We start from the raw sequence: 24585 nt of genomic DNA, 5'->3' as shown, positions 1-24585 counted from the left end.
ACCGGCTACTTCTACATCCCCGGCACCGAGACCTGCCTCAAGATCGGCGGCGAAGTCCGTGCGACCCTCAACTTTAACGATGACGACACCGTTCTCGATCAGGACAACTGGGAAAGCGAAGTTCGTGCCCGTCTGACGTTCGAAGCTAAGAACGACTCCGAAGTCGGCACCATCGGTTCCTACATCCGCCTGCAGGCTTCGCAGGGCGCAGAAGGCAGCCGCGCATCGGTTGGCGTCGACCAGGCTTACATCACCGTTGGCGGCTTCAAGGTCGGTCGCGTAGTGACCTGGGCTGACGACTGGGGTCTGGCTGGTGAGTCTGACGACTTCTTCGGCAATGTTCGCTTCAACACGGCCACCTACACCTATGCCACGGACGCTTTCAGCGTTGGCCTCGGCGTGGATGACCTCGCAGTGGTTGACGGCTACTCCAACTCTGTTGGTATCCAGGGCTTTGCATCGGCTGCTTTCGGTCCGGCTTCGATCGTCGTCAACGGCGTTTACGACGTTGAAGAATCTGAAGGTGGCATCGGCGCTGTTCTCTCGGCTGACCTCGGTCCGGGCACGCTCGGCATTGCTGGTGCATGGGCTTCTGGCCAGTCGGCTTACGGCTTCAACTCCGAATGGAACATCGGCGCAGCCTACACCTTTAAGGCAACCGAAAAGCTCTCGATCACCCCGCAGGTCACTTACTACAGCGGCATCAACGACGCTGGCCTGTTCGGCGACGACCGTGGCGCATTCACCTCTGACGACGCATGGGCTGCAGACCTGCTCGTTGAATACCAGATCGCTACCGGCCTGAAGGCCTCTGCTGACCTGATGTATGTTGACGAAGACAACTCCGACGACAGCTTCTCGGGCTTCGTTCGCCTGACCCGTTCGTTCTAATCCACAACGGATTAGCGAATAGCTAGAGGGTCCGGCTTCTTTTGGAGCCGGGCCCTTTCGCTCAAGCAGCAGTTCACCTGACTATTGTTGTAATTCAATATCTTTCCCGCCCTTCCCTCCATAAGGGCTACCAATCCAGGAGACGCAAATCGAAAGCATGGCAGGGGCTCGCATCGAGCCGATCACAAAAGTTTGTGCCGTTTTGCCCTATACTTTTTATATCTTATAACAATTATGCCGCTCGCGGGGAAACGAGCGACGGGCTCGTTCGCGCATGCGAATGAGATGTGGGGGACATATGCAAGTGGAACTGCCGGTCGGGACGGGTTTCGACAGCTTTGTCGAGGTACCCAATTACTCCGTCCATTATCAGTACAGTACCGGCAATATCCTGCACGAGGTGCGGGAAACCTCCCTGCGTGAGATGTTCGCCAAATATGGCGACCTGCTGTGGATGAATGGCAGCCACAAGTACAATGTCACCAATTTTATCGGAGAGCTTCACGATCTCCTTGATATCCCGAGCTTTGCGACCTTCTCGCAGTCGATGCTCGACGAACTTATCGGCAAATTGCGCAAACGCGGTAATAGCAACGCCACCATCAATCGAAAGATGGCGGCCCTCAGCAAGCTACTGCGAAAGGCCTACAAGATGGGAGACGTCCATAGTCTGCCCGAATTCAAACGGCAAAAGGAAAAAGCCGGGCGAATTCGATTCCTCGATCGCGACGAGGAGGACCTGCTGTTCTCCGAAATTCGCGCCCATTCCGAACTTTACTACCGCTTCTGCATGTTCCTCGTCGATACAGGCGCCCGCCTGAGCGAGGGACTCGATCTGCGTTGGGGCGATATCAATGCCCATCGCGTCACCTTCTGGGTCACCAAGTCGGGCCGTTCGCGCTCCGTCCCCCTCACCCAGAGGGCCGCAGCTGCCATTGCAGCGTCTGACAGGCGCCACTCCGGCCCCTTTGCCGAAATCGATCAGCAGCGCTTCCGGATTGCCTGGCACAATGCCAAGGACAAGATCGGATTTGCGGACGACAAGGATGTCGTGCCGCACGTTCTTCGCCACACCTGCGCCTCGCGCCTGGTTCAGGGCGGCATCGATATCCGCCGAGTGCAGATGTGGCTCGGACACCAGACGCTGACCATGACCATGCGCTATGCGCATCTTGCCTCGCATGACCTCGATATGTGCGTCCCCGTTCTCGAACGGGCTGCTGCATGCTGATTGCATCACTTTTTTTTGAAAGTGATGTGATAGCGCTACCATCACTTTGAAAAGATTGAGCTTTTAGATTTATGCGACAACTATTCTACAAACAAATAAAGGGTCCGGCTAGCACCGGACCCTTTCTCATTGTCTTCAGAGGAGCGCGGACAGGACCCCCGCTTCACACTCTCACAGCAACTGTTTGAGATCGGCCGCTGGGTCAGCAAGCACAGCCTTGTCGACGACCTTTGCCGTTTCCAGAAGTTTCTTGCCGGTCACATAGGCCTTGGCATCGTTGATCGCATCGACCGCAACCAGCTGGCCCTTGCGGAAATACCAGACCGAAGCGCTGCCCTCCCGGCTACCCGCACGCACCAGTGTTTCATCATATCCGAGATTGAAGCCCGCGATCTGCAGCTTGACCTCGTATTGGTCCGACCAGAACCATGGTTTCGGCTGATAGGCCGCAGTGCCACCGACGAGCTGGGCCGCGACAGCCTCTGCCTGGTCTACGGCATTCTGAACCGATTCCAGCCGAACTCTCTCACCGTTCCAGGTTTGCAGGGCGCAGTCGCCCACGGCGAAAATGGCAGGATCGGCAGTCCGGGCGTGATCATCGACGACGATACCGTTCATGGTTTCAAGACCGGCGTCAGAGGCCAGCTGGTCATTCGACAGAACACCGATGCCGACAATGGCCATATCGATGTCAAGAACAGTTCCATCGGAGAGTTCGGCAGCCGTCACCCGGCCCCCATCCTCGATCAACCGGACGAGCCCTGTCCTCTGCCTGATATCCACACCTTCCGCACTATGAATTGCCCGCATGATCTCGGCCGTCTCCTTCGCCGCGACACGCGCGAGGATCCGATCCGCCATTTCGATGAGCGTGACCGAAAGACCGAGCTTGCGGGCGACGGCGGCGGCCTCAAGACCGATATAGCCACCGCCAATGATCAGCACGTGCCGACCGGCTTTCATTTCCACGGCCAGCTTGTCCGCATCGGCTTTGTCGCGAACCGTGTAGACGCCTTCAAGATTGCCGCCAATCGCATCCGGCAGCCGGCGGGGCGATGCCCCGGTCGCGAATACGAGCGTCTCGTAGTCGATGCTGCTGCCGTCGAACAGGCGGACAAGCCGCGCTTCCCGATCGATCATCTCGACCGATGTCGAAAGCCTGAGCTCGACATTGTTCTCGACATACCATTCCTCCGGGCGAAACAGGAGGCGGTCGAAGCTCATCTCGCCCAGAAGGTACTTCTTCGACAGTGGAGGGCGCTGATAGGGGGCAACTGGCTCGGCACCAAGCATGGTGATCGGGCGCTGATCGCCCAGGGTCCGCATTTTGGCCGCGAGCGCAAACCCCGCCTGCCCCGCTCCGATGATCACCAGTCTGCCCGTCACGATCACTGCCTCTTCAAAAAATCACTTTGCACTGCCCGGTTGAGCCGACACAGCCGAGCTAGGCGTATCTTCGTGGCCCTTTGTGGTCAACAATCGATCGCGTGTCCCGCATCGGGACCAAAATGCAAAGTCCGGTAGAATTTTATCGAATGATTGCAGCATGGATACAGAAAGTTGCGCTAGTTTAGGATCAGGCAACTCGTTGAGGAGCGCGACATGCCGCTACAGTCGATACCAGACGTCAAAGCCCCCATCCCGCGGGACCAGATCTTCGAGAAATTCAAGATCGACCGGCCGGGCAAGATCGTATTTGTCGGCCATCACCTGAGCACGGCGACAAGCCTGCGCTGCGTGATCCGGACAATATCGCTCTATGGGGCCGAGCTCGACGTGTCGCCACATGTTGCCGTACCGAGCAATTTCTTTCTCGAGATCCTGGGCATCCATGATCATATCGGATGCACCGTGATCCGACGTGAGGCGGAGAAGCTGACGATTGGCTTCAACATGCTGATCGATGCAGAGTTTCTCCATCATGTCGTTCGGCTTAACTTCGAGCTTAGCCACTGAACCGGATTGCTCTGTCGCAGGACAATATCAGAGCTTCCTAAATGTTGAATCATCTTATTGATCCAATTGAAAAGCTTCACCTCTAGCGTCGTGTCGAGTGGGAAAAGGGAACACGCTGCGATGGCCATGGAAAATTCGACACATCTGGCGGGCGTGACCTCGGAAATGTACGAGCGCAAGTGGGAACGCTTTTATGTCCGTCGGCCGGCCAAGGTCATGGCCGTCAATCCGGGTTTGACCGGCATCACCATCCGCAGCTGCCAGGTCGTCGACATTTCCCGTGGCGGGGCCGCAATCGAAGTCACGACGGCCATGGGCCTCTCCTCCCATTATTATCTGCAGATCATCGGCCTTGCGGCCCGGATCGGTTGCGCCGAGGTCTATCGGAGCGCCAACAGGGTCGGTGTGAAGTTCATCGCGCCCATCTCCGAAGCCCTGCTGCATCAGATCGTGCGGGCGGACTTCATGCTCGGCGAAAAGCTGGATGCACCGTCGAAACCGTTCCAGAACGGCAGCGGCGCACGCCTCGGACGCTGATACGCCAACTGAACGCCGACCTGAATTTCCCCGCGAACATCGCCAGCCAACCGAACCAGATGCTGTCCCAAAGGGCTTGTCTTTAAACAGGCCCGACCTATCCTGTGCACCCTCACCAATGCCAGGACGCCTCCCGCATGACTGCTTTTTCGCGCTTCACACCGCTTGCCATCAGCCTTCCCGCGACCGTTCCCTTCGTCGGACCGGAAGCCATTGAACGCCTCAAGGGACAAACCGTCCGGGCCCGGATCGGCGCCAATGAAAGCGGCTTCGGCCCTGCCCCTTCCGTGCTTCAGGCCATCTGCGAGAAAGCCGGCGAGATCTGGAAATACAATGATCCGGAAAACCATGCGCTCAAGGCAGCTCTTGCCAGCCATTTGAATCTGCTGCCGGAGAATTTTGTCATCGGCGAAGGGATCGACGATCTCCTGGGGCTGATCGTTCGGCTGGTGATCGAGCCCGGCATGCCCGTGGTGACCTCGCTCGGTGCCTATCCGACCTTCAACTTCCATGTGAACGGTTTTGGCGGGCGTCTGGTAACAGCACCCTACCGGGATGACCGGGAAGACCTTGAGGCGCTTCTGGCACTGGTGAACCAGGAAAATGCGCCGCTTGTCTATTTCGCCAATCCTGACAACCCGATGGGCAGCTGGTGGGATGCAAACGATGTCGTGGCTTTCGCCCGCGCATTGCCGTCCACGACGCTCCTCATCCTTGACGAAGCCTATTGCGAGACGGCACCTGAAGGCTCGATTCCGGCTTCAGACGCGCTGATCGATCTGCCAAACGTTATCCGCACGCGGACGTTCTCCAAAGCGTATGGATTGGCCGGTGCACGTGTCGGCTATGGCATCGGTACGGCGGGCACCGTGTCTGCCTTCGACAAGATCCGCAATCATTTCGGCATGCCGCGCCTGTCGACGGAAGCCGCCCTCGCGGCCCTTGCCGATCAGGCTTATCTCACCGCTGTCGTCAATCGGATCAAGGCAGCGCGGGAGCGGATTGCCACGATCGCACGCGCAAATGGTCTCACGCCGCTTGCTTCGGCAACCAATTTCGTTGCGATCGACACCGGGCGGGACGGTGTCTATGCCCGTGCGATCGTCGACGGCCTGATGGAGCACGGCGTCTTCATCCGGATGCCGGGTGTTGCTCCGCTCAATCGCTGCATCCGCGTGTCGACGGGATTGCCCGCCGATCTCGATCTCTTCGAACAGGCCCTGCCCCTGGTCCTGAAGGCAATCGGATAAACAGTCGCGCATGAAAAAGACCGCGCCGGCCTTGTTCCTGCCGGTCACGGTCTTGAAAAGTGTTGGCCTTGGCCCCGTCCAAAGGTCCCCGCCACGTTCCCCAATCGGGTTGTTGTCCTGACGTCGCCGGCCACGCTTGGTGGCCGGGACCGTATCAGTGCATCGTCATCCATTCGCGGGCGGCACGAAGCGCCTCGGCGAGCTCGGACTTGCTCATGGTGTGGGCGAGATCCGCGCGCAGCTCGGCGGCGCGGTCGCAACCCTTGATCGCTGCGATGTTCAGCCACTTGTGTGCCGAGACCAGGTCGATCGGGCAACCGCGACCGGTCGCATACATCAGACCCATGTCGCGGAAGACGTCGGCCCGGGTTTCGCCACCCATGGTGGCATTTTCAGAATTGTGCATTTCAAAGCGTGCCATTGGTTTTGTCCCTGTTTGCCTAGTGGTTTAAACGTCCCTGTTTTTCCCTTTCGGGCCCTTCCCTCACGGCGCCGGCTCGTTGTCCGGTCATTCTCGCTTGGGTCGGGTATCGGCTGGGTTTGTCCCTGCTCGTTTGATGGGTCCAATATGCAGGAAGGCTTTTGAAAGTCGCTTAAAATGCATCCTTAATTTGCTGAAAACAAAGTACAAAAGCTTCGTAAACTTGAGTTTCTGTTAAGTATCGCAAGGCCTGCGAAACAAGAGATTTGCACGGATATTTACGAAAATTTCAGATCTCAAAATCAACCGATCATTCACCACGAACGACGAAGGGCTTCGCAGTGCATCCGCTGAAATGCCGAATTCCCACGGGAGAAACACCTCCGGAATGCTGCGGATTGCATTTTACCTTTACGTGTGCGTAAGATTATTTTTAACCGTTGCGCTTGCTTGGAAGAGGATCCAGGCAAGAGTATCGGCCAGGCATCACCATCTCGGGAGGAGACAACAGACCATGCGGACCATCATCATTGCGGCGGCGCTCGCCTTTTCGGCCATCACGGCACAGGCAGCCGAGCCGATCGAGGGCAACTGGAAGACAGCATCTGGCGCCACGGCGCAGATCGCGCCCTGCGGCGGCGCCTTTTGCGTGACGCTGAAGAGCGGCAAGCACAACGGCAAGCAGATCGGCAAGATGTCGGGCAGCGGCGACAGCTATTCGGGTGAGATCACCGATCCGGAAAACGATAAAACCTATTCGGGCTCCGGCACCGTCTCCGGCAATTCGTTGAAAATGAAGGGCTGCGTTCTGGCCGTTCTGTGCAAGAGCCAGACCTGGTCCCGCCTCTAAGGCGAACAATATCTCCAATCAAAGGGCGCCGGCATCAACCGGCGCCCTTCTCATTCATGGCCTGCCGTCTCAGATGGGCTCGCCCACATCGATGCGGTTCCCATCAGGATCCTCAAAGACGAAGGCCCTGAGACCATAGTCCTTGGCCTGAAGGCGTTTGACGACCCTCAATCCGTGCTGCTGGATGAGATCATGCAGCCGATCGATGTTCTCAACCATCATGTGCGCGATATTGAAATCGGTTGCCTTGTGATTCTTCTGAAGGCTGAGATGAATTTCCGCATGATCCCGCTTGAGGATCACGAACCCGACGGGATCGCCGTTTTCGAACACTTTCTCGAACCCAAGCAGGCCCACATAGAAATCACATGCCCTTGCCATGTCCTTGACCGGCACGGTCGTTGCGACACGTCCGAAACGGAGGGGCATTTCAGTCTCTTTGCTCATGGATGACACCATGTTGCCGGGCGGCGAGGCAGCCTGGGGACGGTGCCCTGTACCCCCTGTTCGCCCGAAGGATGCATTGGGCGAGACGGTGCTCGCCAGCAGTCGTCATGATTATCCCCTCCGAAAACGAAAGGGAAGGCTGCGGACACGCGGCTCCCAAATCCAACCAAAACTTCGCCCGCTGTCATGCCTCGCCTCTGCCGTCGTGGCGCTCCTCGCACCACCACGTATTAGAAACTGTTCATTCTTGTGAATGCAGGATGAACCGGCACCTCAGCCTTCATTCAGTCCGGGCCCGCTAGAACCGTAAACAGGGAAAAGGACAGATAGGGAGTTCTGGACATGGCTGATCTGGCGAAACGCATGACGATCCTCACGCTCACCATGGCGGTGTTTGCCGTGGCCTTCAGCCATCTGGTCATTCACAATGCGCCGACACGGCGCGAGGTGTCGACCGGTCTTGTCGCCAGCTGTGCGCCGACAGGCCTCAACACTTGCCGCCCGACGTTCTAATTGGCGCAGTCCGGACCTGAAGCAGGCCCTGACAACTCTGTAGCGGAAAACTTGTCGCCGGCCCCGAGACGTCGTTTGCTTGTCAAGTTTCGTCTCCTATAATGTGCCATGAAAACACGAATCTCATCCTCCGCCGCCCTTCCCTCGTTCAGCCCGGAGCCCTTCAAGGCTCAAGTCTTTACCGACGCCACGGCCGCCGTGGATGCGCTGACGGTGCTCTATGAGCGAAACACCAATTTCCTGATCGACGCCTTTTCAAAGCTAGCTCAGGGGGGAGCCATTGAGGGCCGATACCGCGCCTTCTATCCGCAGGTCAGCATCGAGACGACGAGTTTCGGCCATGTCGACAGCCGCCTGTCCTATGGACATGTGACATCCCCCGGCATCTACACGACCACGATCACACGGCCGCAGCTGTTCCGTCATTATCTGAAGGAACAGCTGGCGCTTCTGATGCGCAATCACCAGATGCCGATCACGCTGTCGGAATCGACAACACCGATCCCGCTGCATTTCGCCTTTGGCGAAGGCGCGCATGTCGAGGCCTCGGCCGGCGGACTTGCAGACATGCAGCTGCGCGACATTTTCGATACGCCGGATCTGACCGTCACGGATGACGAAATCGCCAATGGCGAATACGAGCCGAAGCCCGGCGAACCGCATCCTCTGGCGCCGTTCACGGCCCAGCGCATCGACTATTCGCTGGCACGGCTATCGCATTACACGGCAACGGGTGCCAAGCATTTTCAGAACTTCGTGCTGTTCACCAACTACCAGTTCTATGTCGACGAATTCTGCGCCTATGCCCGCAAGCTGATGGCGGATGGCGGTGGGGACTACACGGCCTTTGTCGAGCCCGGCAATATCATCACACCGGCCGGTCATTCCGAGCCCACCGAGGGCGTCGCCATCGGCCGCCTGCCACAAATGCCGGCCTATCACCTGAAGAAGAAGGGGCATGGCGGCATCACCGTGATCAATATCGGGGTTGGTCCCTCGAATGCCAAGACGATTACCGACCATGTCGCCGTGCTGCGTCCGCATGCCTGGCTGATGCTTGGCCACTGCGCAGGCCTGCGGAACAGCCAGCGTCTGGGCGATTACGTTTTGGCCCATGCCTATATGCGCGAAGACCACGTGCTTGACGACGACCTGCCTGCCTGGGTGCCGATCCCGGCACTTTCCGAGGTGCAGCTTGCGCTGGAAGACGCGGTCGAGGAGGTCACCGGCTACGAGGGCTTTGAGCTCAAACGCATCATGCGCACCGGCACGGTCGCCACCATCGACAATCGCAACTGGGAACTTCGTGATCAGCGCGGTCCGGTAAAGCGCCTGTCTCAGGCCCGAGCCATCGCACTCGACATGGAATCGGCGACGATCGCTGCCAATGGCTTCCGCTTCCGCGTGCCGTACGGAACTTTGCTCTGCGTTTCGGACAAGCCGCTGCATGGCGAATTGAAGCTGCCGGGCATGGCGACCGCGTTTTACAAGACACAGGTGAGCCAGCATCTGCAGATCGGCATCCGGGCGCTGGAAAAGCTCGGCGCCATGCCGCCGGAAAAACTGCACTCCCGCAAGCTGCGCAGCTTCTTCGAGACAGCGTTCCAGTGACCAGACACGGGCGGCCCTGCGCGGGCCGCCCTCTCCTTTCAGGCCCGTGGCCAACTCTTCACCTTTCGCCCGCGAAACAGCACTTTTGACGGCATGTGGAAGATGAAGTCAGGGTTGAGCACCGGCAGTGCGCTTGCTTGTTCAAGGCCTTCACGCTGATCGGACGACAGAACCACATCCAGCGAGGCCAGGTTCTGCGCCAACTGGTCCGGCTTGCTGGCCCCGATCAACACAGAGGAGACACCCGGCCTCTGAACCACCCAGGCAAGCGCGGCCTGCTGGCACAAATTCCAGCCCCACCGCCCGAGCAATCAGCGAATAACCATATCGCGGCCCGGTCTGCCTGGGAGGCGTCACCGCTTGCGCGGCGCGATCAAAACGGCCAGCGCGGTGCCGACGAAGGCAGAGACCAGGATGAGGAGATGGGCATTGACCGCCGCCTTGCCGAGGCTTTCCAGACTGTCCCTGGTTGCAGGCGCCCCGAACGACACGCTGCCTGCGACGATGCCTGCCGGATAGGTTCCAACGCCACCCGGCGCGTGGACGGGTAGAACGGACGACAGTTCCCCGCCCAGCGCGCCGCCGAAGCTCGCCGCGATCGGTGTTACGTCCATAAAGGCCAGAACCCAGGCGAGAACCAGAACCTTGACGCCCCAGTTGATCAGCGTAGCGGCCCAGGCGCGCAGAAAAGCGGCTGGCCCCGCCGGAAGGCCGCGCTCGATCTCCGCCACGAGGGTCTCGAGCTTTGTCGGAAGTTTCTTTGCAAGCCGAAGGATCGGGCGCTTCAGGGCAAAGGCCGGCAGGGGCGCGAGCACGAAGGCGAGCCAGGCAAGCACCGCCCAGACAGCCCAGTCCTGCCTGATGACGAGACCGATCCCGGCTGCCGCGAGAAGCGCATGGAGGTCGAGGAGCCGCATCACCAACAGTGCGGCCGTCGCCCGAGCCAGCGGCATACCGAACTCGGAGCGCATCAGAAGCGGAAAACTCGTCTCCCCGGTCCGCATCGGCAGCATGATGTTCAACAGATTATGCACGAGCGTCAGACGCAGCAGCCGGCGAAACTGTCCCCGCGTTTCCTGGGGGAAATAGTCGGCGATCCGCCAACAGCGAAGCGCATAGGTCGACACGAGCAGGATCAGCGCCACTGCGAGCGGGAGAACGCCGATCGCCTGGAAACGGTCGGCGAGTTCACCGAGGCCGAAGGCCCAGTGCAGGAAGAGCACATAGGCCAGAAGTGCGGCAAATGTCACGAGGCCCATGCGGTTGCGCATGATCCATGTCTGGCCGCTTTCTTCCGCATTCGATTTCATATAGTCAAGCACCCGACGACGGTTACAGGCGCCTCTACCACGATTGCACTGCCTGAGGCCATCCGGACGACATGGAGTTTTTCAGTGAGTGCGATGATTGAAGCGGGCCTGCCCTTTTCACCCGAAGTGACGGGCCTTGAGCTTTCCCTCGTGGTGCCGGTCTTCAATGAAGAAGAGAGTGTCGGCCCGCTGATCGAACGGATCGTCGATGCCATGTCCGCCTACGGCGCGCGCTGGGAACTGGTTCTGGTCGACGATGGCAGTGCCGATCGCACGCTTTTGAACGCGCGGAGCTATCTGTCGCGTCCCGGCCTCGACCTGAAGGTCGTCGAGCTTCAGCGCAATTTCGGCCAGACGGCCGCGATGCAGGCCGGCATCGACACGGCGCGCGGACGGCTGATCGCAACACTTGACGGCGATCTGCAGAACGACCCGAAAGACATTCCAGCCATGGTGGCAGCCCTTGAGGAGCGCGAACTCGACCTCTTGGTCGGCTGGCGCAAGAACCGCAAGGACGGGCTGGTCTTGCGGAAAATCCCCTCCTGGTGCGCCAATTACCTGATCGGCCGCATCACCGGCGTGAAATTGCACGACTACGGCTGCAGCCTGAAAATCTACCGTGCTTCCGTCATCAAGCAGGTGAAGTTGATGGGCGAGATGCACCGCTTCATCCCCGCCTGGGTGGCGGGTGTCGTTCCAAGCTCGCGCATCGGCGAGATGGAAGTGACCCATCACGCCCGCCAGCACGGCACCTCGAAATACGGCATATCCCGCACCTTCCGGGTGATCCTCGATCTGCTCTCGGTGATGTTCTTCATGCGCTACAAGGCGCGTCCCGGCCACTTTTTCGGCTCGCTCGGCCTCGGCACCGGCTTTCTCAGTGCAATCATCCTGTTCTGGCTTTTCGTTCAGAAGGTCGCCTTCGGCGAAGACATCGGCGGCCGTCCGATGCTGATCCTCGGCTTCATGCTCTTCCTGTCATCGGTCCAGCTGATCACAACCGGCATCCTCGCCGAGATGATCGCCCGGACCTATTACCGCGACGACGCCTCGCCGAACTATATCGTGCGGACGATCTTCGGGGCGGAGACGGATGCGTAATCTGATTATCCGTCGGCCCGACAGCGTCCTTCTCCTGCTGGCTGGCTACTTCGCCCTGCAATTTGTCGTGCGGCTGATCATGCCGGATGCGATGCGCTATGATGAGGCGCAGCAGGCCTTCTTTTCACAATGGATGGTTCAAGGCTACGATTCGCAGCCGCCACTCTACAACTGGATTCAGGCCGCCTTCGTCTCCGTGTTTGGCCTGTCGATGGCCTCGATCGCCTTCGTCAAAGCCGTGGCGCTTGTCTTGCTTTATGCCAGCCATTATCGCCTGGCGCGCGAACTCCTGACCGACAAACTCTTTGCCGCCCTGTCGACCCTCTCGCTGATGACCATTCCTCAGATCTTCTGGGAGGCGCAACGGGATCTCACGCATTCGGTCGCGCTCGTCATCTGCATCAATCTCTTTCTGCTGGCGGCCATTCGGACCATTAAGGCGCCTAGCACCTTTCTCTATGCCATGCTCGGCCTGACCGCCGGACTCGGCATGATCTCGAAGTATAATTTTGCGCTGGTCTTTTTCGGTACCTTCGTCGCAGTTGCGCTCAATCCAGATTGGCGCAGTCGGCTATTCGACCGCCGAATTCTGATCTCCGCGCTGGTGGGCATCCTCGTCGTCCTGCCCCATGGCTTGTGGCTGATCGACAATCTTTCGATCGCATCGGGCAAGACACTGTCGATCATGGCGCAGGAGGCGCCAGAGAATGCATTGGCGAAACTTCTCCAGGGACCGCTCCGGTTCCTACGTATCGTGCTTGTGATTCTCGCTCCCCTCGTTGCCGTATATGTCTTTGCCTTCCGCCAAGAACTCGTCCGCAGCCTGCGGCAATCGACCCAGTGGACGCGCTTTTTCGAGCACTTCTTCCTGACGGTCATTCTGACGATCCTTCTGCTGATCCTCACCATCGGCATGACGGCGCTTCGGGACCGCTGGCTGATGCCTTTCGTCGCGCTGGTGCCAATCTGGCTTTGCCTCAAGCTCCAGGCTTCTGCGGTGCGACCGAGCGACTACGCCCAACGCTTGCTGATCGTTCCCCTGATCGTCATGTGCCTCGCGCCGATCGCGCTCGTGCTTCGGACGAATGCACCGCAGCTATTCGGCTCCTATCAGGCGTACAACATGCCATACGGCGATTTCCTCGAACGCGTCATCGCCGAGGAAGGCCGCAGGCCGGGGCTCATGCTTGCCGACAACTGGCTAGTAGCCGGCAACCTGCATCTTCAAATGCCAGACGTGCCCGCGATGGCCATCGTCTACGATCATTTGAATGCGGCCTATCAATGGACGGCGGAGAAGCCGATTCTGCTCGTCTGGTTGGGCGGTGACGGCTCTGCAGTTCCCAAGAGCCTGACCTCCTGGCTCGACCAGAAGGGAACGGCCTACCGGCTCGGCGAGGCACGTCTGATCGATCTTCCCTTCCAGCATTCGTTCAATGAGGAAAAAGCCCGTTTCGGCTATGCCTGGGTCTATCCGCGCTAACGGGTTTACGAGGCCTCAAACCTCTATGATCTCCGGCTCGCAGCGGACAGGGAAATTTACCGAATTGGCGATGAAGCATTTTTCATGCGCGTCTTCGTGCAATTCGCGGGCGATGTCTGGAAATGTGCCGCGCTTGATCGTTACGCGGGGCTTCAGGACGATTTCAGTAAAGCGACCGCCGCCGCTTTCATCCATTTCCATCACGCCTTGCGCATTGTCCTCATAGGCCGTGACAATCACGCCCGACACGGCGCAGAAATGCAGATACCACAGCTTGTGGCAGGCCGAGACGGAAGCTACCAGCAGGTCTTCCGGGTTCCAGCGGGTGGGATCGCCTAGAAAATGCGGGTCGGCTGAGCCTGGAATATCCGGCTTGCCAGCCACGGAAATCGTGTGATCGCGGCCATAGGCCCGATAACCGGATGTTCCCGTTCCGCGATCCCCCTGCCAGGTGATCTTCACCGCATATTCGTGCCGATGCTCAGACATTGCCGTCCCTTTCGTTTTGCCCAGACCATAGGGCAAGGCGGCCAACTCATCCAAGGCCTGCCGCGCCGCTCCACCAATTTTTGAATGAGTCCCTTGCATAAAGCGATCTAAGATATATCGTAGATGCACTTCAGACATAAATTACGGAGCTTATGATGAGACACGGACACAGAGACCACAGACATTCAGGTGACGGCTGCGGCCGGGGCATACATCGCATGATGGGGATGGCCCGACGCGGCGGCCCCTTCGACGGACCGGACGGAGGTCCACGCGGTCGCGGCGAACGGCGACGCATGTTTGACGGCGGCGAATTGCGGCTCGTACTGCTGAAACTGATCGGCGAGCAGCCGCGCCACGGCTATGACCTGATCCGCGAGATCGAAACGCTGTCGGGCGGCGCATATGCCCCCTCGCCCGGCGTCGTCTATCCGACGATGACTTTGCTTCTCGACATGGGGCTTGCAGAAGAGCAGGCAAGCGAAGGTCCGCGCAAGCTGCTTGCGATCACGGAGGCGGGTCAGCAGCATCTTGCCGAACGCGCCGATGAAGTCGCCATCGCCATCGGCCGGTTGACGGCTCTGGCCAAGGTTAGCGAGCGGACCGATGCGGCTCCCGTTCGCCGGGCCATGCACAACCTCAAGACGGCCCTGCATGACTGCCTGTCGCGCGAAGGTGCGACCCGCGAAACCCAATTGGAAGTCGCCCGCATTCTCGACGAAGCGGTCGGCAAGATCGAAAGGCTTTGACAATGAAAACAGTAAAAGCGGTGATCCCTACCGAAAACGGCTGGAAATACGTGCAGCAACTTTGCAAGCACTGGGCCCACAAACTCGACGTCGAGCTTGGAGAGCAAAAGGGTATCGTGCGGTTTGCCGAAGCGACGGCCGTCATGACATGCGACGCCTCGTCCCTGACCGTGGACATCGAGGCCGCGTCAGACGACGTGCTGGAGCGAATGAAAGGCGTGGTGGCGAGCCATCTCGACCGCTTCGCCTTCCGCGAAGCGCCGCTGCCGTTTGACTGGACACCGGCCTGATCCTTCCTGGAACACGGACGTCGAAGCGGGTTCAGGTTGCCTCTGGCTGTTAAAACCTGAATCCGAGCCCCTCGTGATTTGATCGATGGTGACAGGACCCGAGCCTGCAGCCAGGTTCGCGCTCGAACACCTCCGATCTTTCATCATGACAGACGGCTCAAGACGAGCCACGGCCCATGCGCAAACCCAGAACAGGTCGGCCGTAGATCAGTCTCGTTTCGGAGCCTGAACCACGTGCTGGACGCGCGAGAACTATATCCTCACCAAAGCCTAATCTTCCCAAGATAAGATCTTTCGCCCATGGCAAAAGTTGCTAGAAAGCCTCCTGGGTAAACAAGGGCGCTTAATAGTGGGGGCTGCCATGAATTTGGTAACAAAAACATCAACATCTTGGTTTTCACGTCTGGGCGGGGCGCTGACGGGTGCATTGTTCGGTTTGGTTCTACTCATCGTGGCAATTGTCGCGCTGTTCTGGAATGAAAGTCGATCGATCGAGACCTATAAGTCTCTGGAGGAAGGATTATCGATCGTCGTTACGACCGATGCATCCCGCGTCGACCCGGCGCTTGATCGCAAACTGGTTCACATCGAAAGCGATGTGGTGCCGACCGCAGATGTAGTCGATCCTGAGACGGGGATCAGCGTCTCCGGGGCGATTGGCTTGGCGCGCAAGGTGGAGATCTATCAATGGGTCGAGGAAAAAAGCAGCACGACCGAGAAAAAGCTCGGCGGCGGCGAAGAAACCGTGACGACCTATAGCTACTCCAAGGAATGGAGCGAGAAGGCCCAGGATTCATCGGAGTTCAAGGAGCCTGCGGGGCACGAGAACCCGGATTTCTGGCTGCCGTCGTCAGAAACCCTGGTGGATACTGCGCAATTGGGGGCCTTTAGCGTCGCCGGTTCGCAGATCGCCTCGGTTGGCGCGCGCGTCGCCTTGCCGATCACCAATGAAACAGCCGCTGAAGCCTCGGAGGCCCTCGGTTATCCTGGTGAAGGCCGTGCCGTGATGCAGGCGCTCTATTTCGGCGCCGATGAAAAGGCACCGCAGATCGGCGACACCAAGGTTCGCTTTGAAAAGATCATGCTCCCAGAAGTCAGCATCGTCGGCATGCAGCACGGTGACCGTCTGACGGAATACACCACGCAGAACGGGTACACTCTGTTCCTGTTGGCCGCAGGCCGGGAACCCTTCGCCAAGATGTTCGCCGACAGCCAGGCCGAAAATGTTGTGCTGACCTGGGCCATTCGCCTGGCGGGGATTTTTGCGTTGTTCGTCGGCTTTGCGTTGATCCTGCGGATATTCAGCGTGATCGGTGACGTTATCCCGTTTGTCGGCTCCTTGATTGCCTTCGGGACGGGGCTGGTTTCCTTCGTCATGGCGCTCGCCGTTGGCGTGACTGTCATCGCAATCGGCTGGTTTGCCGTCCGGCCTCTCCTGTCGATTGGGCTCATTGTGGTCGTTGCAGCCGTTGTATGGGCCTATTCAAAATATGGTCGGAAGAAGCCAGTCGCGCCTGCCGCGTGACCGCGGGAAGCTGAAGCACGGGAGGCGACCTGGTTCTTGCCTGAACTGCGCTCGGTCATAGTGAACCAACATGGATGAGACCGGCCTTGCCAAATGACGGCAGGGCCGGTCTAACTTTTTCCGACACGAGGAGGACATCACCATGACGACACTCACCATCCCCGATCTCGCCGGCAAGGCCGTCCTGATCACCGGCGCATCGAGTGGGATCGGCGAAGCCCTCGCCCGGGCCTTCGCAGCACAGGGCGCGCTGGTCGGCCTGCACTACAATTCCAATGTGGAAGCCGCACATACCATTGCCCGCGACATCGAAGCGGCCGGGGGCTCCGTGTTTGCCGTGCGGGCGGATGCCACGGATTCGGACGCAATGGCGACAGCGGTCGAAGAGGTTGCCAGGACTTTCGGTCGGCTGGACGGGTTGATCAACAATGCCGGCAGCATGATCGCCAGACTGACCTATGAAAAGATGACCGACGCCCATTACGACAAGGTGATGGACGTCAATGGCCGGTCCGTGCTGTCGACCGTGCATGCAGCACTGCCCCACATCAAGAAGCAGGGCGGCTTCATCATCAACACGACCTCTGTCGCCGCCCGCAGTGGCGGAACCGCAGGTTCCGGCGTCTATGGCTCATCGAAGGCTTTCGTCGCTGCTGTCACCAAGGGCATGGCGCTGGAATTCGGCAAATACGATATCCGCGTCAATGCGGTGGCACCCGGCGTTATCACCACACCGTTCCAGGAGAAATATGCGCTTCCCGGCCAGCTCGATCAGGTCGCCGGTAGCGTACCGCTGAAGCGCACGGGCACCCCGCAGGATTGTGTCGGTGCCTATCTGTTCCTCGCTTCGTCCATGCTTTCGGGCTACATCACGGGACAGACGATCGACGTAAATGGCGGACAGCTGATGCCGTGAGCGACCAGTATCTCCGCAGCCAAAGGCGGCGGAGAACGGAGTGCTTGCCGAACCATATCATCCGGGAATTTGGGAGAGCCGCAGGCTGCGGCTCCTCGCAAGCAGCTTCGCGCGCCGCCTTTTGCTGTTTTGCCCGATCGACGAGCGCCTGAACGAGAGCGGCTTCCAGAATATGCATAACCTGATCCTCCGGTTGATGTAACCTCTGGTCGCACCGGCGATCCTCCATTCGACAAAGTGGATTTCTTTTTTCTGCACGCCGCTCGCCTGTCGAATTCGCCACCGGCCGTTCGACAAGATCCGTGTCTGCGATAGGATCAGCAGACGGAACGGAGGATCCCATGAAGTATCTTTGCCAGGTCTGGCTCGACGAAACCGTGATGCAAGCCTTAAGCGATGCCGAGCGACGCGAGCTGGATCGACAGTCACTCGCTTATGATCTCGCCCTCGCAGAACGCGGGCACCTCGTCATGGCCTCGCCGCTCACAGCTCCAGAAACAGCACTCACGCTCAGGGTCAGGCAGGGCGATGTGCTGACCACAGATGGCCCATTTACCGAGAGCCGGGAACATCTCGGCGGCTTTCTCCTCATCGAAGCGCGGGACCTGAGTGAAGTGACCGAGATTGTCGCCCGTGTTCCGATCGCCCGGTATGGCAGCATCGAAATCCGTGCGCTCTGCGATATTCCTGTTCATGACGCGGAGCCGGTCTGATGCGCTTCGTCTGCTTCATCCACACCAACCCGGCCGATATCGACGCGATTTCCGAGGCAGATCACCGCCGGATCGTCTCGGAACACTTTGCCTTTGACGCCGCGATCACGGCATCCGGCCATCACATCGTCTCGGAAGCGCTGGACGAGCCGGAGCATGCCGTCACGATCAGGCGCTCGGCAAAAGGGCCTGTGGTCCATGACGGCCCTTTTGCCGAAAGCCGCGAACATATTGGCGGCTTTTACCTGCTGGAGGCGGCGACGTTGAACGAGGCAATCAACATCGCCAGCCGCATCCCGTCCCTTCAGCACAGCACCATCGAGATCCGGCCAGTCCGCACCCTCACCCTGTCATCCGGCTAGGAGGGGCCGAATGGCAGATCCGGTCCACCAACAGATCGAAGGCATCTATCGCCAGTCTGCACCGCGTATCCGTGCCACGCTCATCCGTCTGCTCGGCAGTTTCGAGCTGGCCGACGAGGCCCTGCACGATGCCTTCCTGCAAGCCTCGATGGTCTGGCCATCAAAGGGCGTACCGCGCAATCCGGAACCCTGGCTCGTTTCGGCGGGCCGGTTCCGAACCATTGATCGGCTACGAAAGCGGGCACTTGCCGACCGACACCAGGACGACCTCGCCTATCTCGCCGAGATCGAGGGGCGTGCGGAGGACGATCCCATGATGATCGAAGACGACATGCTGCGGCTGATCTTCACCTGTTGCCATCCGGCCCTGCCGGACGAGGGACGGATGGCCATGGCACTGCGTGAGGTCTGCGGCCTGACCACGGAAGAAATTGCACGGGCCTTCCTGACTCTTCCGGCGACCATCGCCCAACGGATCGTGCGGGCGAAGGCGAAGATACGCGCTCAGCGCATTCCCTATGCCATACCCGAAATGCAAGACCTGCCCGAGCGCATCGAGACCGTTCTTACCGTCGTCTACCTGCTGTTCAATGAGGGGCATGGCCGTGCTGGGCCATCTGAGCGTCTGTCGGATGACGCTATCCATCTCGGAAGGCTGATCGCCGGCATGATCGCCGATACCGAATGTCTGGGGCTCCTCGCTTTGATGCTGTTCCAGCAATCGCGGAAATCGGCCCGCCTCGACAAAGGAGGTGCACTTGTGTTGCTCACGGACCAAAACAGAGACCTGTGGGACGCGGGCATGATTGCAGAGGGCGAAACGCTGTTAAGCCGCATTCATGCGACCGGAGAGATCGGCGCCTATGGCCTCCAGGCATCGATTGCCGCCTGCCACGCCCGCGCAAGGTCCGCTGAGGACACGGACTGGCACCGTATCCTTGCGCTCTATGACATGCTCCTCGAAGCGAGCCCCTCGCCCGTCGTCGCGCTCAATCGCGCCGTCGCCCTCGCCGAAGTCGACGGGGAAAGCACCGCCCTGGCCGTCGTCGATCGCCTCCTGCAGGACCCTGCGATGAAACGCTATCATGCGGCATACAGCGTGAAGGCTGACCTGGAACGCCGGCTGGGCCACGTGAAAGATGCCCGCGCCAGCTATGTCACCGCCCTTGCACTTGCAGGCCACGCCCATGAGCGAGGCTTCATCGAGGCCAGATTGAAAGAACTGGCGTGATCACCCCTCGCCTCTGTTGTCCTTCAGCCAATCCAGACCGTTGCGCAGCGTGTCCACCGCCTGATCGATCTCGGTGCGGGAGATGATCAGCGGCGGCGAGAAGAGCATGCGGTCGCCGGTGGCGCGCAGCACGACGCCTGCGTCAACGCATTGGTTGCGCACCGCAGTCCCCGTATCGTCAGGCTTCTTGAAGCGGCGGCGAGTGGCCTTGTCGGCAGTGATCTGGACGGCACCCATCAAACCGACACTAACGGCTTCGCCCACCAGTTCGTGGTCCGTCAGCGAAGCAAGGGCGGCGGCGAGATAAGGGCCGGTGTCGTCCCGGACGCGCTCCACCAGTCCCTCATCCTCGATGATGCGGATGTTCTCAAGGGCTGCGGCAGCGGCCACCGGGTGTCCGGAATAGGTGTAGCCGTGGTAGAAATCGCCGAGCTCGTTGACCATGACTTCGGCCACACGGTCGGAGACGAGAACGCCGCCGATCGGCAGATAGCCAGATGACAGACCCTTGGCGATCGGGGCGAGATCCGGCTCGAAATCATAATGCTGGTGGCCGAACCAGGAGCCGAGGCGACCGAAGCCCGAGATCACTTCGTCGGCGACGAGCAGGATCTGGTACTTGGCGCAGATGCGCTTGATTTCTGGCCAATAGGTCGATGGCGGCACGATAACGCCGCCGGCCCCCTGGATCGGCTCGGCCACGAAGGCGGCGACATTCTCCTCGCCGAGTTCAATGATCTTCTCTTCCAGTTCGCGCGCCACCTTGACGCCGAAGTCTTCGGGCGAAAGATCGCCACCTTCGGCATACCAGTAGGGCTGGTTGATGTGGTGGATGCCCTTGATCGGCAGGTTGCCCTGCTCGTGCATCCACTTCATGCCGCCGAGCGAGGCGCCGGCGACCGTCGAGCCATGATAGGCGTTCTTGCGGGCAATGACCTGCGTCTTCGTCTCATGGCCGAGCGCCTTCCAGTAGACGCGCGCCATGCGGAACCAGGTGTCGGAGGCTTCCGAGCCCGAATTGGAGAAGAAGACGCGGTTGATCTTCGGGCCGGTCTTTTCGGCGATCTTCTGGGCGAGCAGCGTGGTCGGCGGCGTCGTGGTGCCGAAGAAGGTGTTGTAATAGGGCAGTTCGAGCATCTGGGCATGCACGACATCGGCGATCGACTTGCGGCCATAGCCAACATTGACGCACCAGAGGCCGGCAAAGGCATCGAGATACTGTTTGCCCGTCGCATCCCAGATATGCACGCCTTCCGCCCGGGTAATGATCTTGGTGCCGGCAGCATTCAGCTTCTTCATGTCCGAGAAGGGATGAAGATGATGGGCAGCGTCGATGGCACCGAGATTGGAGACGGCAGAAAACGGCTTGTTCATGGACATGTCCTCGGCGGGCCGCAGTCGTCCATCGCGGCCAAACAAGGTCCGTTCCGGCGCCCGCCCACGCATTGAAAGGTGGAACTTTATCGGCTACGAACATGGCCTTCCGACGCGCATTTGGCAAGGCAGTGATCGCCGCGTTTCTCCGGCCAAATCCGTACACAGCCAGAGAAAGTTATCTGCCATGACCGCATCGTCTGAGGCCGCCGATCTCAATGCAGCCGACCCTTCCGCGCGCATTGAAGTCCTGCTCGTCGGCATGAACGGCGACCTGCGCGGCAAGATGATCCCGCTTTCGGCCGAGGACAAGGTCTGGAAAAACACGGTCCGCCTGCCGGCCTCCACGCAATCGCTCGACATCTGGGGTGATGACAATGACGACATTACCAAGATCTCGCTGACGCTGGGCGATCCTGATGGTATCTGTGTGCCGTCGAAGAATTCGCTGACCACACTGCCCTGGGGACCAAAGGGATCCAAGCAGGTGCTGGCAACGATGCACACGCTCTCAGGCGAACCGCATTATGTCTGCCCGCGCGCCATCCTCGCCAATGTGCTCAAGCGCTTCGAGGAACGGGGCCTCACGCCGGTTGTGGCGACAGAACTCGAATTCTATGTGATGGAGCCGGATTTCCGCGAAACCGGTGTGCCGATGCCGCCGAAAGCGCTCGTCATGAATGGCGAGGTCGAGGGATACCAGCTCTATGACATGCGCGCGACGGCCGCGATGGAAGACTTTCTTGCCACCGTGCGCGCCTATTGCGACCACATGGGCCTGCCGGCGGATGCGACCACCGCCGAGTTCGGCCCTGGCCAATTCGAGGTCAACCTCTTGCACAAGCCGGACGCGATGGCGGCAGCGGACGACTGCACCTATCTGAAGCGCGTCGTTGATTTTGCCGCCCGCAAACATGGTTTCAAGGCAACCTGCATGGCGAAGCCCTATGGTGACCATGCCGGCTCCGGCCTGCATGTGCATGCATCGATCATCGACAAGGACGGCCGCAACATTCTCGACGCCAAGGGCGGCGATCCGGTGAAGCTCAAGTCGATCACCGCGGGCATGCTGAAGTCGATGCAGGAAGCGCAACTCATCTTTGCACCTTTTGCCAATTCCTATCGCCGTTTCCAGCCGGGCTCGTTTGCACCCGACAAGATCGATTGGGGTTTTGGCAATCGTGGCACGGCCATCCGCATTCCGGACAAGGATGGCCCGGCCGCCCGGATCGAGCATCGCGTGGCCGGTGCCGATGCTCATCCGCATCTGCTGCTCGGAGCCATCCTCGGCGGCATCCTCCTCGGTCTCGATGAAGACCTCGATCCGGGCCAGGTTACCACGCCGGACAGTGCGCCTGAGAATCCGGATATGCTGACCTACGACTTCCTGACTGCCGTTGAGCGCTTCCGGACATCCCCCTTCATCACCGATATCTTCGGGGCCGAGTACCAGCGCATCTATGGCGACACGAAGCGCAAGGAAGCCATGGCCTATCTGCGGACCGTCTCAAGCTTCGACTACCAGACCTATCTGCCGCGGATCTAGGCAACCCCAGGAGGCGTCATAAAATTGCCAAGGACCGTCCATCTGCGCAATTTCTTGTCGAATCCAAAACAATTATGAGAAAAAACCTCCTCAAAATTGGGGTATGGACGACAAAATAACTTGCCGAGGTCCGGTGAATGACTTCATGTCCCGTGTTCGTAAATAACGAACTGGGAGTTTTTAACCTATGACCATCCAGACGCGCCGCATTCTCGGCACCTCTCTGTTGCTCGGCTCGCTCTTCCTTGGCGCAAGCCAGGCGCTGGCCGAAGCGGTTCTGCATCGTGGCAATGCCGGCGAGCCGCAGACGCTTGATTATGCCCATATCTCGATCGACATCGAGGGCTTCGTGGTCCGCGATCTGTTTGAAGGCCTCACCATTTTCGACGCCAATGGCAAGATCGTACCCGGCACGGCAGAAAGCTGGACGATTTCGGAAGACGAGACCGTCTACACTTTCAAGATCCGCGAAAACGCCAACTGGTCGGACGGCTCGCCGGTGACCGCGGAAGACTTCGTCTTCGCCATGCGCCGCCTCGAAGACCCGAAGACCGCCGCCGAATACGCCAACATCCTTTACCCGATCAAGAATGCCGAAAAGGCGAACAAGGGCGAAGTTCCGATCGACCAGCTCGGCATCAAGGCGATCGACGCCAAGACCGTCGAGATCACGCTTGAGCGCCCGACCCCGTTCTTCCTGCAGCTTCTCGCACACTATACCGCGCTGCCGATCAGCAAGGCGAACTTTGAAAAGTTCGGCGACCAGTTCGTCAAGCCAGGCAATATGGTCTCAAACGGCGCCTTCCTGCTTCAGGCCCATGTGCCGAACGACACGCTGACCGTGGTCAAGAACGAAAAGTACTGGGACGCCGCCAACGTCAAGCTCGACAAGGTCGTCTTCTACCCGGTCGACGACGATGCCGCTTCGGTTCGTCGTTTCGAAGCCAAGGAAATGGACCTCGTCTACAACTTCTCGGCTGACCAGATCAAACGCCTGCGCGAAAGCTATGGCGATCAGGTTCACGTGACCCCGGGCCTCGCCACCTATTACTACGTCTTCGACAATCGCGAGCCGCCGTACAACGACGTCAACGTTCGCCGTGCGCTGTCGATGTCCATCGACCGCGATTTCCTTGCCCAGGAAATCTATGCCGGCGCACAGCTGCCAGCCTATAATCTGGTCCCGCCGGGTCTCGAAGGCTATGGCCAGGGCCCGCAGCCTGATTTCGCCTCGATGTCGCAGATCGACCGCGAAGACAAGGCTGTCGAGCTGATGAAGGCTGCCGGTTACGGCGAAGGTGGCAAGCCGCTCGAAATCGAGATTCGCTACAACACCAATGCCAACCACGAGCGCGTCGCAACCGCTGTCGCCGACATGTGGAAAAACACCTTCGGCGCCAAGGTGACGATGACCAACCTCGACGTTGCCTCGCACTACGCCTACCTGCAGGAAGGCGGCAAGTTCAACGTTGCGCGCGCCGGCTGGAATGCCGACTACGCCGACCCGGAAAACTTCCTCGCCCTCAATGTCAGCACGAATGTCACGTTCAACTACGGCAAGTACAAGAACGCCGACTATGATGCGCTGATGAAGGCCTCCTATGAAGAGCGCGATCCGGCCAAGCGCATGGAAGAGCTCAAGAAGGCGGAAGCCCTTCTGATGAACGACCAGGCGATTGCACCGCTGATGAACACCGCCAACCTGTGGCTGGTCTCGTCGCGCGTCTCCGGCTGGGGCGACAATCCGGTGAATGAACACCTGTCGAAGTTCCTCAGCGTTTCCGAATAA

26 protein-coding genes are annotated in these 24585 nt (G+C 59.5%); 19 read left to right on the top strand and 7 right to left on the bottom strand.

Going from position 1 to position 24585, the window contains the following annotated elements; all coding sequences use genetic code 11:
* Together IP76_RS22645 and IP76_RS22640 are read left to right on the top strand one after the other, a co-directional pair.
* Positions 1-891, top strand: an 891-nt coding sequence (locus tag IP76_RS22645; RefSeq protein ID WP_054160503.1) for a porin, incomplete at its 5' end; no start/stop codon positions are given.
* Between the two features lie 298 nt (positions 892-1189).
* Positions 1190-2122, top strand: a complete 933-nt coding sequence (locus IP76_RS22640) for a site-specific integrase (RefSeq protein ID WP_054160502.1) — start codon at positions 1190-1192, stop codon at positions 2120-2122.
* 171 nt (positions 2123-2293) lie between these two features.
* Here the strand turns inward: IP76_RS22640 and IP76_RS22635 are convergent, their stop codons facing one another.
* Positions 2294-3508 carry an NAD(P)/FAD-dependent oxidoreductase gene (locus IP76_RS22635; RefSeq protein WP_054160516.1) on the bottom strand — a complete coding sequence of 405 codons (1215 nt, stop codon included), beginning with the start codon at positions 3506-3508 and terminating at the stop codon, positions 2294-2296.
* Positions 3509-3724: 216 nt separating this feature from the next.
* On the opposite strand from IP76_RS22635, the gene IP76_RS22630 reads away from it, so the two are divergent.
* The 3 genes from IP76_RS22630 to IP76_RS22620 all read left to right on the top strand — a co-directional run bounded on the left by IP76_RS22630 (position 3725) and on the right by IP76_RS22620 (position 5865).
* The gene (locus tag IP76_RS22630) at positions 3725-4078 is read left to right on the top strand and encodes a hypothetical protein (RefSeq protein ID WP_054160501.1); all 354 of its coding nucleotides are present in this window, start codon (positions 3725-3727) and stop codon (positions 4076-4078) included.
* A 120-nt stretch (positions 4079-4198) separates the two neighbouring features.
* A complete protein-coding gene (locus IP76_RS22625) occupies positions 4199-4615 on the top strand; it encodes a PilZ domain-containing protein (RefSeq protein ID WP_054160500.1) in 417 nt (138 codons plus the stop codon).
* A gap of 137 nt (positions 4616-4752) precedes the next feature.
* Positions 4753-5865: a pyridoxal phosphate-dependent aminotransferase gene (locus IP76_RS22620; RefSeq protein ID WP_054160499.1), complete on the top strand. Its 1113-nt coding sequence runs from the start codon at positions 4753-4755 to the stop codon at positions 5863-5865.
* Between the two features lie 154 nt (positions 5866-6019).
* Here IP76_RS22620 and IP76_RS22615 read toward each other — a convergent pair whose 3' ends face one another.
* On the bottom strand, positions 6020-6286 hold the full coding sequence (locus IP76_RS22615) for a sel1 repeat family protein (protein WP_054160498.1): 267 nt from the start codon (positions 6284-6286) through the stop codon (positions 6020-6022).
* A 514-nt stretch (positions 6287-6800) separates the two neighbouring features.
* Here IP76_RS22615 and IP76_RS22610 point away from each other — a divergent pair.
* Entirely contained in the window at positions 6801-7136 is a 336-nt protein-coding gene (locus tag IP76_RS22610) for a DUF2147 domain-containing protein (RefSeq protein ID WP_054160497.1), read from the top strand.
* 69 nt (positions 7137-7205) lie between these two features.
* Here IP76_RS22610 and IP76_RS22605 read toward each other — a convergent pair whose 3' ends face one another.
* Positions 7206-7565, bottom strand: a complete 360-nt coding sequence (locus IP76_RS22605) for a VOC family protein (RefSeq protein WP_245281544.1) — start codon at positions 7563-7565, stop codon at positions 7206-7208.
* A gap of 360 nt (positions 7566-7925) precedes the next feature.
* Between IP76_RS22605 and IP76_RS23210 the strand changes: the two genes are divergently transcribed.
* Together IP76_RS23210 and IP76_RS22600 are read left to right on the top strand one after the other, a co-directional pair.
* On the top strand, positions 7926-8096 hold the full coding sequence (locus IP76_RS23210) for a hypothetical protein (RefSeq protein WP_156318699.1): 171 nt from the start codon (positions 7926-7928) through the stop codon (positions 8094-8096).
* Between the two features lie 108 nt (positions 8097-8204).
* Entirely contained in the window at positions 8205-9707 is a 1503-nt protein-coding gene (locus IP76_RS22600) for an AMP nucleosidase (RefSeq protein WP_054160495.1), read from the top strand.
* A gap of 38 nt (positions 9708-9745) precedes the next feature.
* On the opposite strand, the gene IP76_RS22595 is transcribed toward IP76_RS22600, so the two are convergent.
* Positions 9746-9994, bottom strand: a complete 249-nt coding sequence (locus IP76_RS22595) for an aldo/keto reductase (protein WP_245281543.1) — start codon at positions 9992-9994, stop codon at positions 9746-9748.
* A 66-nt stretch (positions 9995-10060) separates the two neighbouring features.
* A complete protein-coding gene (locus IP76_RS22590) occupies positions 10061-11017 on the bottom strand; it encodes a lysylphosphatidylglycerol synthase transmembrane domain-containing protein (protein WP_054160493.1) in 957 nt (318 codons plus the stop codon).
* 93 nt (positions 11018-11110) lie between these two features.
* Here IP76_RS22590 and IP76_RS22585 point away from each other — a divergent pair, with 93 nt between their 5' ends.
* Together IP76_RS22585 and IP76_RS22580 are read left to right on the top strand one after the other, a co-directional pair.
* Complete coding sequence (locus tag IP76_RS22585) at positions 11111-12118, top strand: glycosyltransferase family 2 protein (protein ID WP_054160492.1); 1008 nt, start codon at positions 11111-11113, stop codon at positions 12116-12118.
* Positions 12111-13601, top strand: coding sequence for a glycosyltransferase family 39 protein (locus IP76_RS22580; protein WP_054160491.1), 1491 nt, complete (start codon positions 12111-12113; stop codon positions 13599-13601). The genes IP76_RS22585 and IP76_RS22580 overlap by 8 nt, the downstream gene beginning before the upstream one ends.
* A 15-nt stretch (positions 13602-13616) precedes the next feature.
* On the opposite strand, the gene IP76_RS22575 is transcribed toward IP76_RS22580, so the two are convergent.
* Entirely contained in the window at positions 13617-14090 is a 474-nt protein-coding gene (locus tag IP76_RS22575; RefSeq protein WP_054160515.1) for an OsmC family protein, read from the bottom strand.
* A gap of 218 nt (positions 14091-14308) precedes the next feature.
* Here IP76_RS22575 and IP76_RS22570 point away from each other — a divergent pair, with 218 nt between their 5' ends.
* The 7 genes from IP76_RS22570 (at position 14309) to IP76_RS22540 (ending at position 19876) form a co-directional block, all read left to right on the top strand.
* Entirely contained in the window at positions 14309-14839 is a 531-nt protein-coding gene (locus IP76_RS22570; protein WP_306765503.1) for a PadR family transcriptional regulator, read from the top strand.
* A gap of 2 nt (positions 14840-14841) precedes the next feature.
* A complete protein-coding gene (locus IP76_RS22565) occupies positions 14842-15129 on the top strand; it encodes a DUF2218 domain-containing protein (RefSeq protein ID WP_054160490.1) in 288 nt (95 codons plus the stop codon).
* 361 nt (positions 15130-15490) lie between these two features.
* The gene (locus tag IP76_RS22560; protein ID WP_054160489.1) at positions 15491-16654 is read left to right on the top strand and encodes a TMEM43 family protein; all 1164 of its coding nucleotides are present in this window, start codon (positions 15491-15493) and stop codon (positions 16652-16654) included.
* Between the two features lie 142 nt (positions 16655-16796).
* On the top strand, positions 16797-17570 hold the full coding sequence (locus tag IP76_RS22555) for an SDR family NAD(P)-dependent oxidoreductase (protein ID WP_054160488.1): 774 nt from the start codon (positions 16797-16799) through the stop codon (positions 17568-17570).
* A 341-nt stretch (positions 17571-17911) separates the two neighbouring features.
* Positions 17912-18283: a YciI family protein gene (locus tag IP76_RS22550; RefSeq protein ID WP_054160487.1), complete on the top strand. Its 372-nt coding sequence runs from the start codon at positions 17912-17914 to the stop codon at positions 18281-18283.
* The gene (locus tag IP76_RS22545; protein WP_054160486.1) at positions 18283-18645 is read left to right on the top strand and encodes a YciI family protein; all 363 of its coding nucleotides are present in this window, start codon (positions 18283-18285) and stop codon (positions 18643-18645) included. Before IP76_RS22550 ends, IP76_RS22545 begins: the two co-directional genes overlap by 1 nt.
* A 10-nt stretch (positions 18646-18655) precedes the next feature.
* A complete protein-coding gene (locus tag IP76_RS22540) occupies positions 18656-19876 on the top strand; it encodes an RNA polymerase sigma factor (protein ID WP_054160485.1) in 1221 nt (406 codons plus the stop codon).
* On the opposite strand, the gene IP76_RS22535 is transcribed toward IP76_RS22540, so the two are convergent.
* Positions 19877-21250: an aspartate aminotransferase family protein gene (locus IP76_RS22535; protein ID WP_054160484.1), complete on the bottom strand. Its 1374-nt coding sequence runs from the start codon at positions 21248-21250 to the stop codon at positions 19877-19879. It lies immediately after the preceding gene.
* A 187-nt stretch (positions 21251-21437) separates the two neighbouring features.
* Here IP76_RS22535 and IP76_RS22530 point away from each other — a divergent pair, with 187 nt between their 5' ends.
* Both IP76_RS22530 and IP76_RS22525 read left to right on the top strand, forming a co-directional pair.
* Positions 21438-22796, top strand: a complete 1359-nt coding sequence (locus tag IP76_RS22530; RefSeq protein WP_054160513.1) for a glutamine synthetase family protein — start codon at positions 21438-21440, stop codon at positions 22794-22796.
* Positions 22797-22983: 187 nt separating this feature from the next.
* On the top strand, positions 22984-24585 hold the full coding sequence (locus IP76_RS22525) for a peptide ABC transporter substrate-binding protein (protein WP_054160483.1): 1602 nt from the start codon (positions 22984-22986) through the stop codon (positions 24583-24585).

Source organism: Rhizobium sp. AAP43 (assembly GCF_001296045.1).
In the GTDB taxonomy this organism is placed as follows: domain Bacteria; phylum Pseudomonadota; class Alphaproteobacteria; order Rhizobiales; family Rhizobiaceae; genus Allorhizobium.
This window is presented reverse-complemented; position numbering and strand designations above follow the sequence as displayed.

Coding starts and splice junctions, on each gene's coding strand:
- IP76_RS22545 (WP_054160486.1), top strand. CDS start 18,283: ATGCGCTTCGTCTGCTTCATCCACACCAACCCGGCCGATATCGACGCG.
- IP76_RS23210 (WP_156318699.1), top strand. CDS start 7,926: ATGGCTGATCTGGCGAAACGCATGACGATCCTCACGCTCACCATGGCG.
- IP76_RS22560 (WP_054160489.1), top strand. CDS start 15,491: ATGAATTTGGTAACAAAAACATCAACATCTTGGTTTTCACGTCTGGGC.
- IP76_RS22630 (WP_054160501.1), top strand. CDS start 3,725: ATGCCGCTACAGTCGATACCAGACGTCAAAGCCCCCATCCCGCGGGAC.
- IP76_RS22570 (WP_306765503.1), top strand. CDS start 14,309: ATGATGGGGATGGCCCGACGCGGCGGCCCCTTCGACGGACCGGACGGA.
- IP76_RS22535 (WP_054160484.1), bottom strand. CDS start 21,250: ATGAACAAGCCGTTTTCTGCCGTCTCCAATCTCGGTGCCATCGACGCT.
- IP76_RS22555 (WP_054160488.1), top strand. CDS start 16,797: ATGACGACACTCACCATCCCCGATCTCGCCGGCAAGGCCGTCCTGATC.
- IP76_RS22640 (WP_054160502.1), top strand. CDS start 1,190: ATGCAAGTGGAACTGCCGGTCGGGACGGGTTTCGACAGCTTTGTCGAG.
- IP76_RS22540 (WP_054160485.1), top strand. CDS start 18,656: ATGGCAGATCCGGTCCACCAACAGATCGAAGGCATCTATCGCCAGTCT.
- IP76_RS22530 (WP_054160513.1), top strand. CDS start 21,438: ATGACCGCATCGTCTGAGGCCGCCGATCTCAATGCAGCCGACCCTTCC.
- IP76_RS22600 (WP_054160495.1), top strand. CDS start 8,205: ATGAAAACACGAATCTCATCCTCCGCCGCCCTTCCCTCGTTCAGCCCG.
- IP76_RS22605 (WP_245281544.1), bottom strand. CDS start 7,565: ATGCCCCTCCGTTTCGGACGTGTCGCAACGACCGTGCCGGTCAAGGAC.
- IP76_RS22585 (WP_054160492.1), top strand. CDS start 11,111: ATGATTGAAGCGGGCCTGCCCTTTTCACCCGAAGTGACGGGCCTTGAG.
- IP76_RS22580 (WP_054160491.1), top strand. CDS start 12,111: ATGCGTAATCTGATTATCCGTCGGCCCGACAGCGTCCTTCTCCTGCTG.
- IP76_RS22550 (WP_054160487.1), top strand. CDS start 17,912: ATGAAGTATCTTTGCCAGGTCTGGCTCGACGAAACCGTGATGCAAGCC.
- IP76_RS22620 (WP_054160499.1), top strand. CDS start 4,753: ATGACTGCTTTTTCGCGCTTCACACCGCTTGCCATCAGCCTTCCCGCG.
- IP76_RS22525 (WP_054160483.1), top strand. CDS start 22,984: ATGACCATCCAGACGCGCCGCATTCTCGGCACCTCTCTGTTGCTCGGC.
- IP76_RS22590 (WP_054160493.1), bottom strand. CDS start 11,017: ATGAAATCGAATGCGGAAGAAAGCGGCCAGACATGGATCATGCGCAAC.
- IP76_RS22625 (WP_054160500.1), top strand. CDS start 4,199: ATGGCCATGGAAAATTCGACACATCTGGCGGGCGTGACCTCGGAAATG.
- IP76_RS22565 (WP_054160490.1), top strand. CDS start 14,842: ATGAAAACAGTAAAAGCGGTGATCCCTACCGAAAACGGCTGGAAATAC.
- IP76_RS22575 (WP_054160515.1), bottom strand. CDS start 14,090: ATGTCTGAGCATCGGCACGAATATGCGGTGAAGATCACCTGGCAGGGG.
- IP76_RS22610 (WP_054160497.1), top strand. CDS start 6,801: ATGCGGACCATCATCATTGCGGCGGCGCTCGCCTTTTCGGCCATCACG.
- IP76_RS22615 (WP_054160498.1), bottom strand. CDS start 6,286: ATGGCACGCTTTGAAATGCACAATTCTGAAAATGCCACCATGGGTGGC.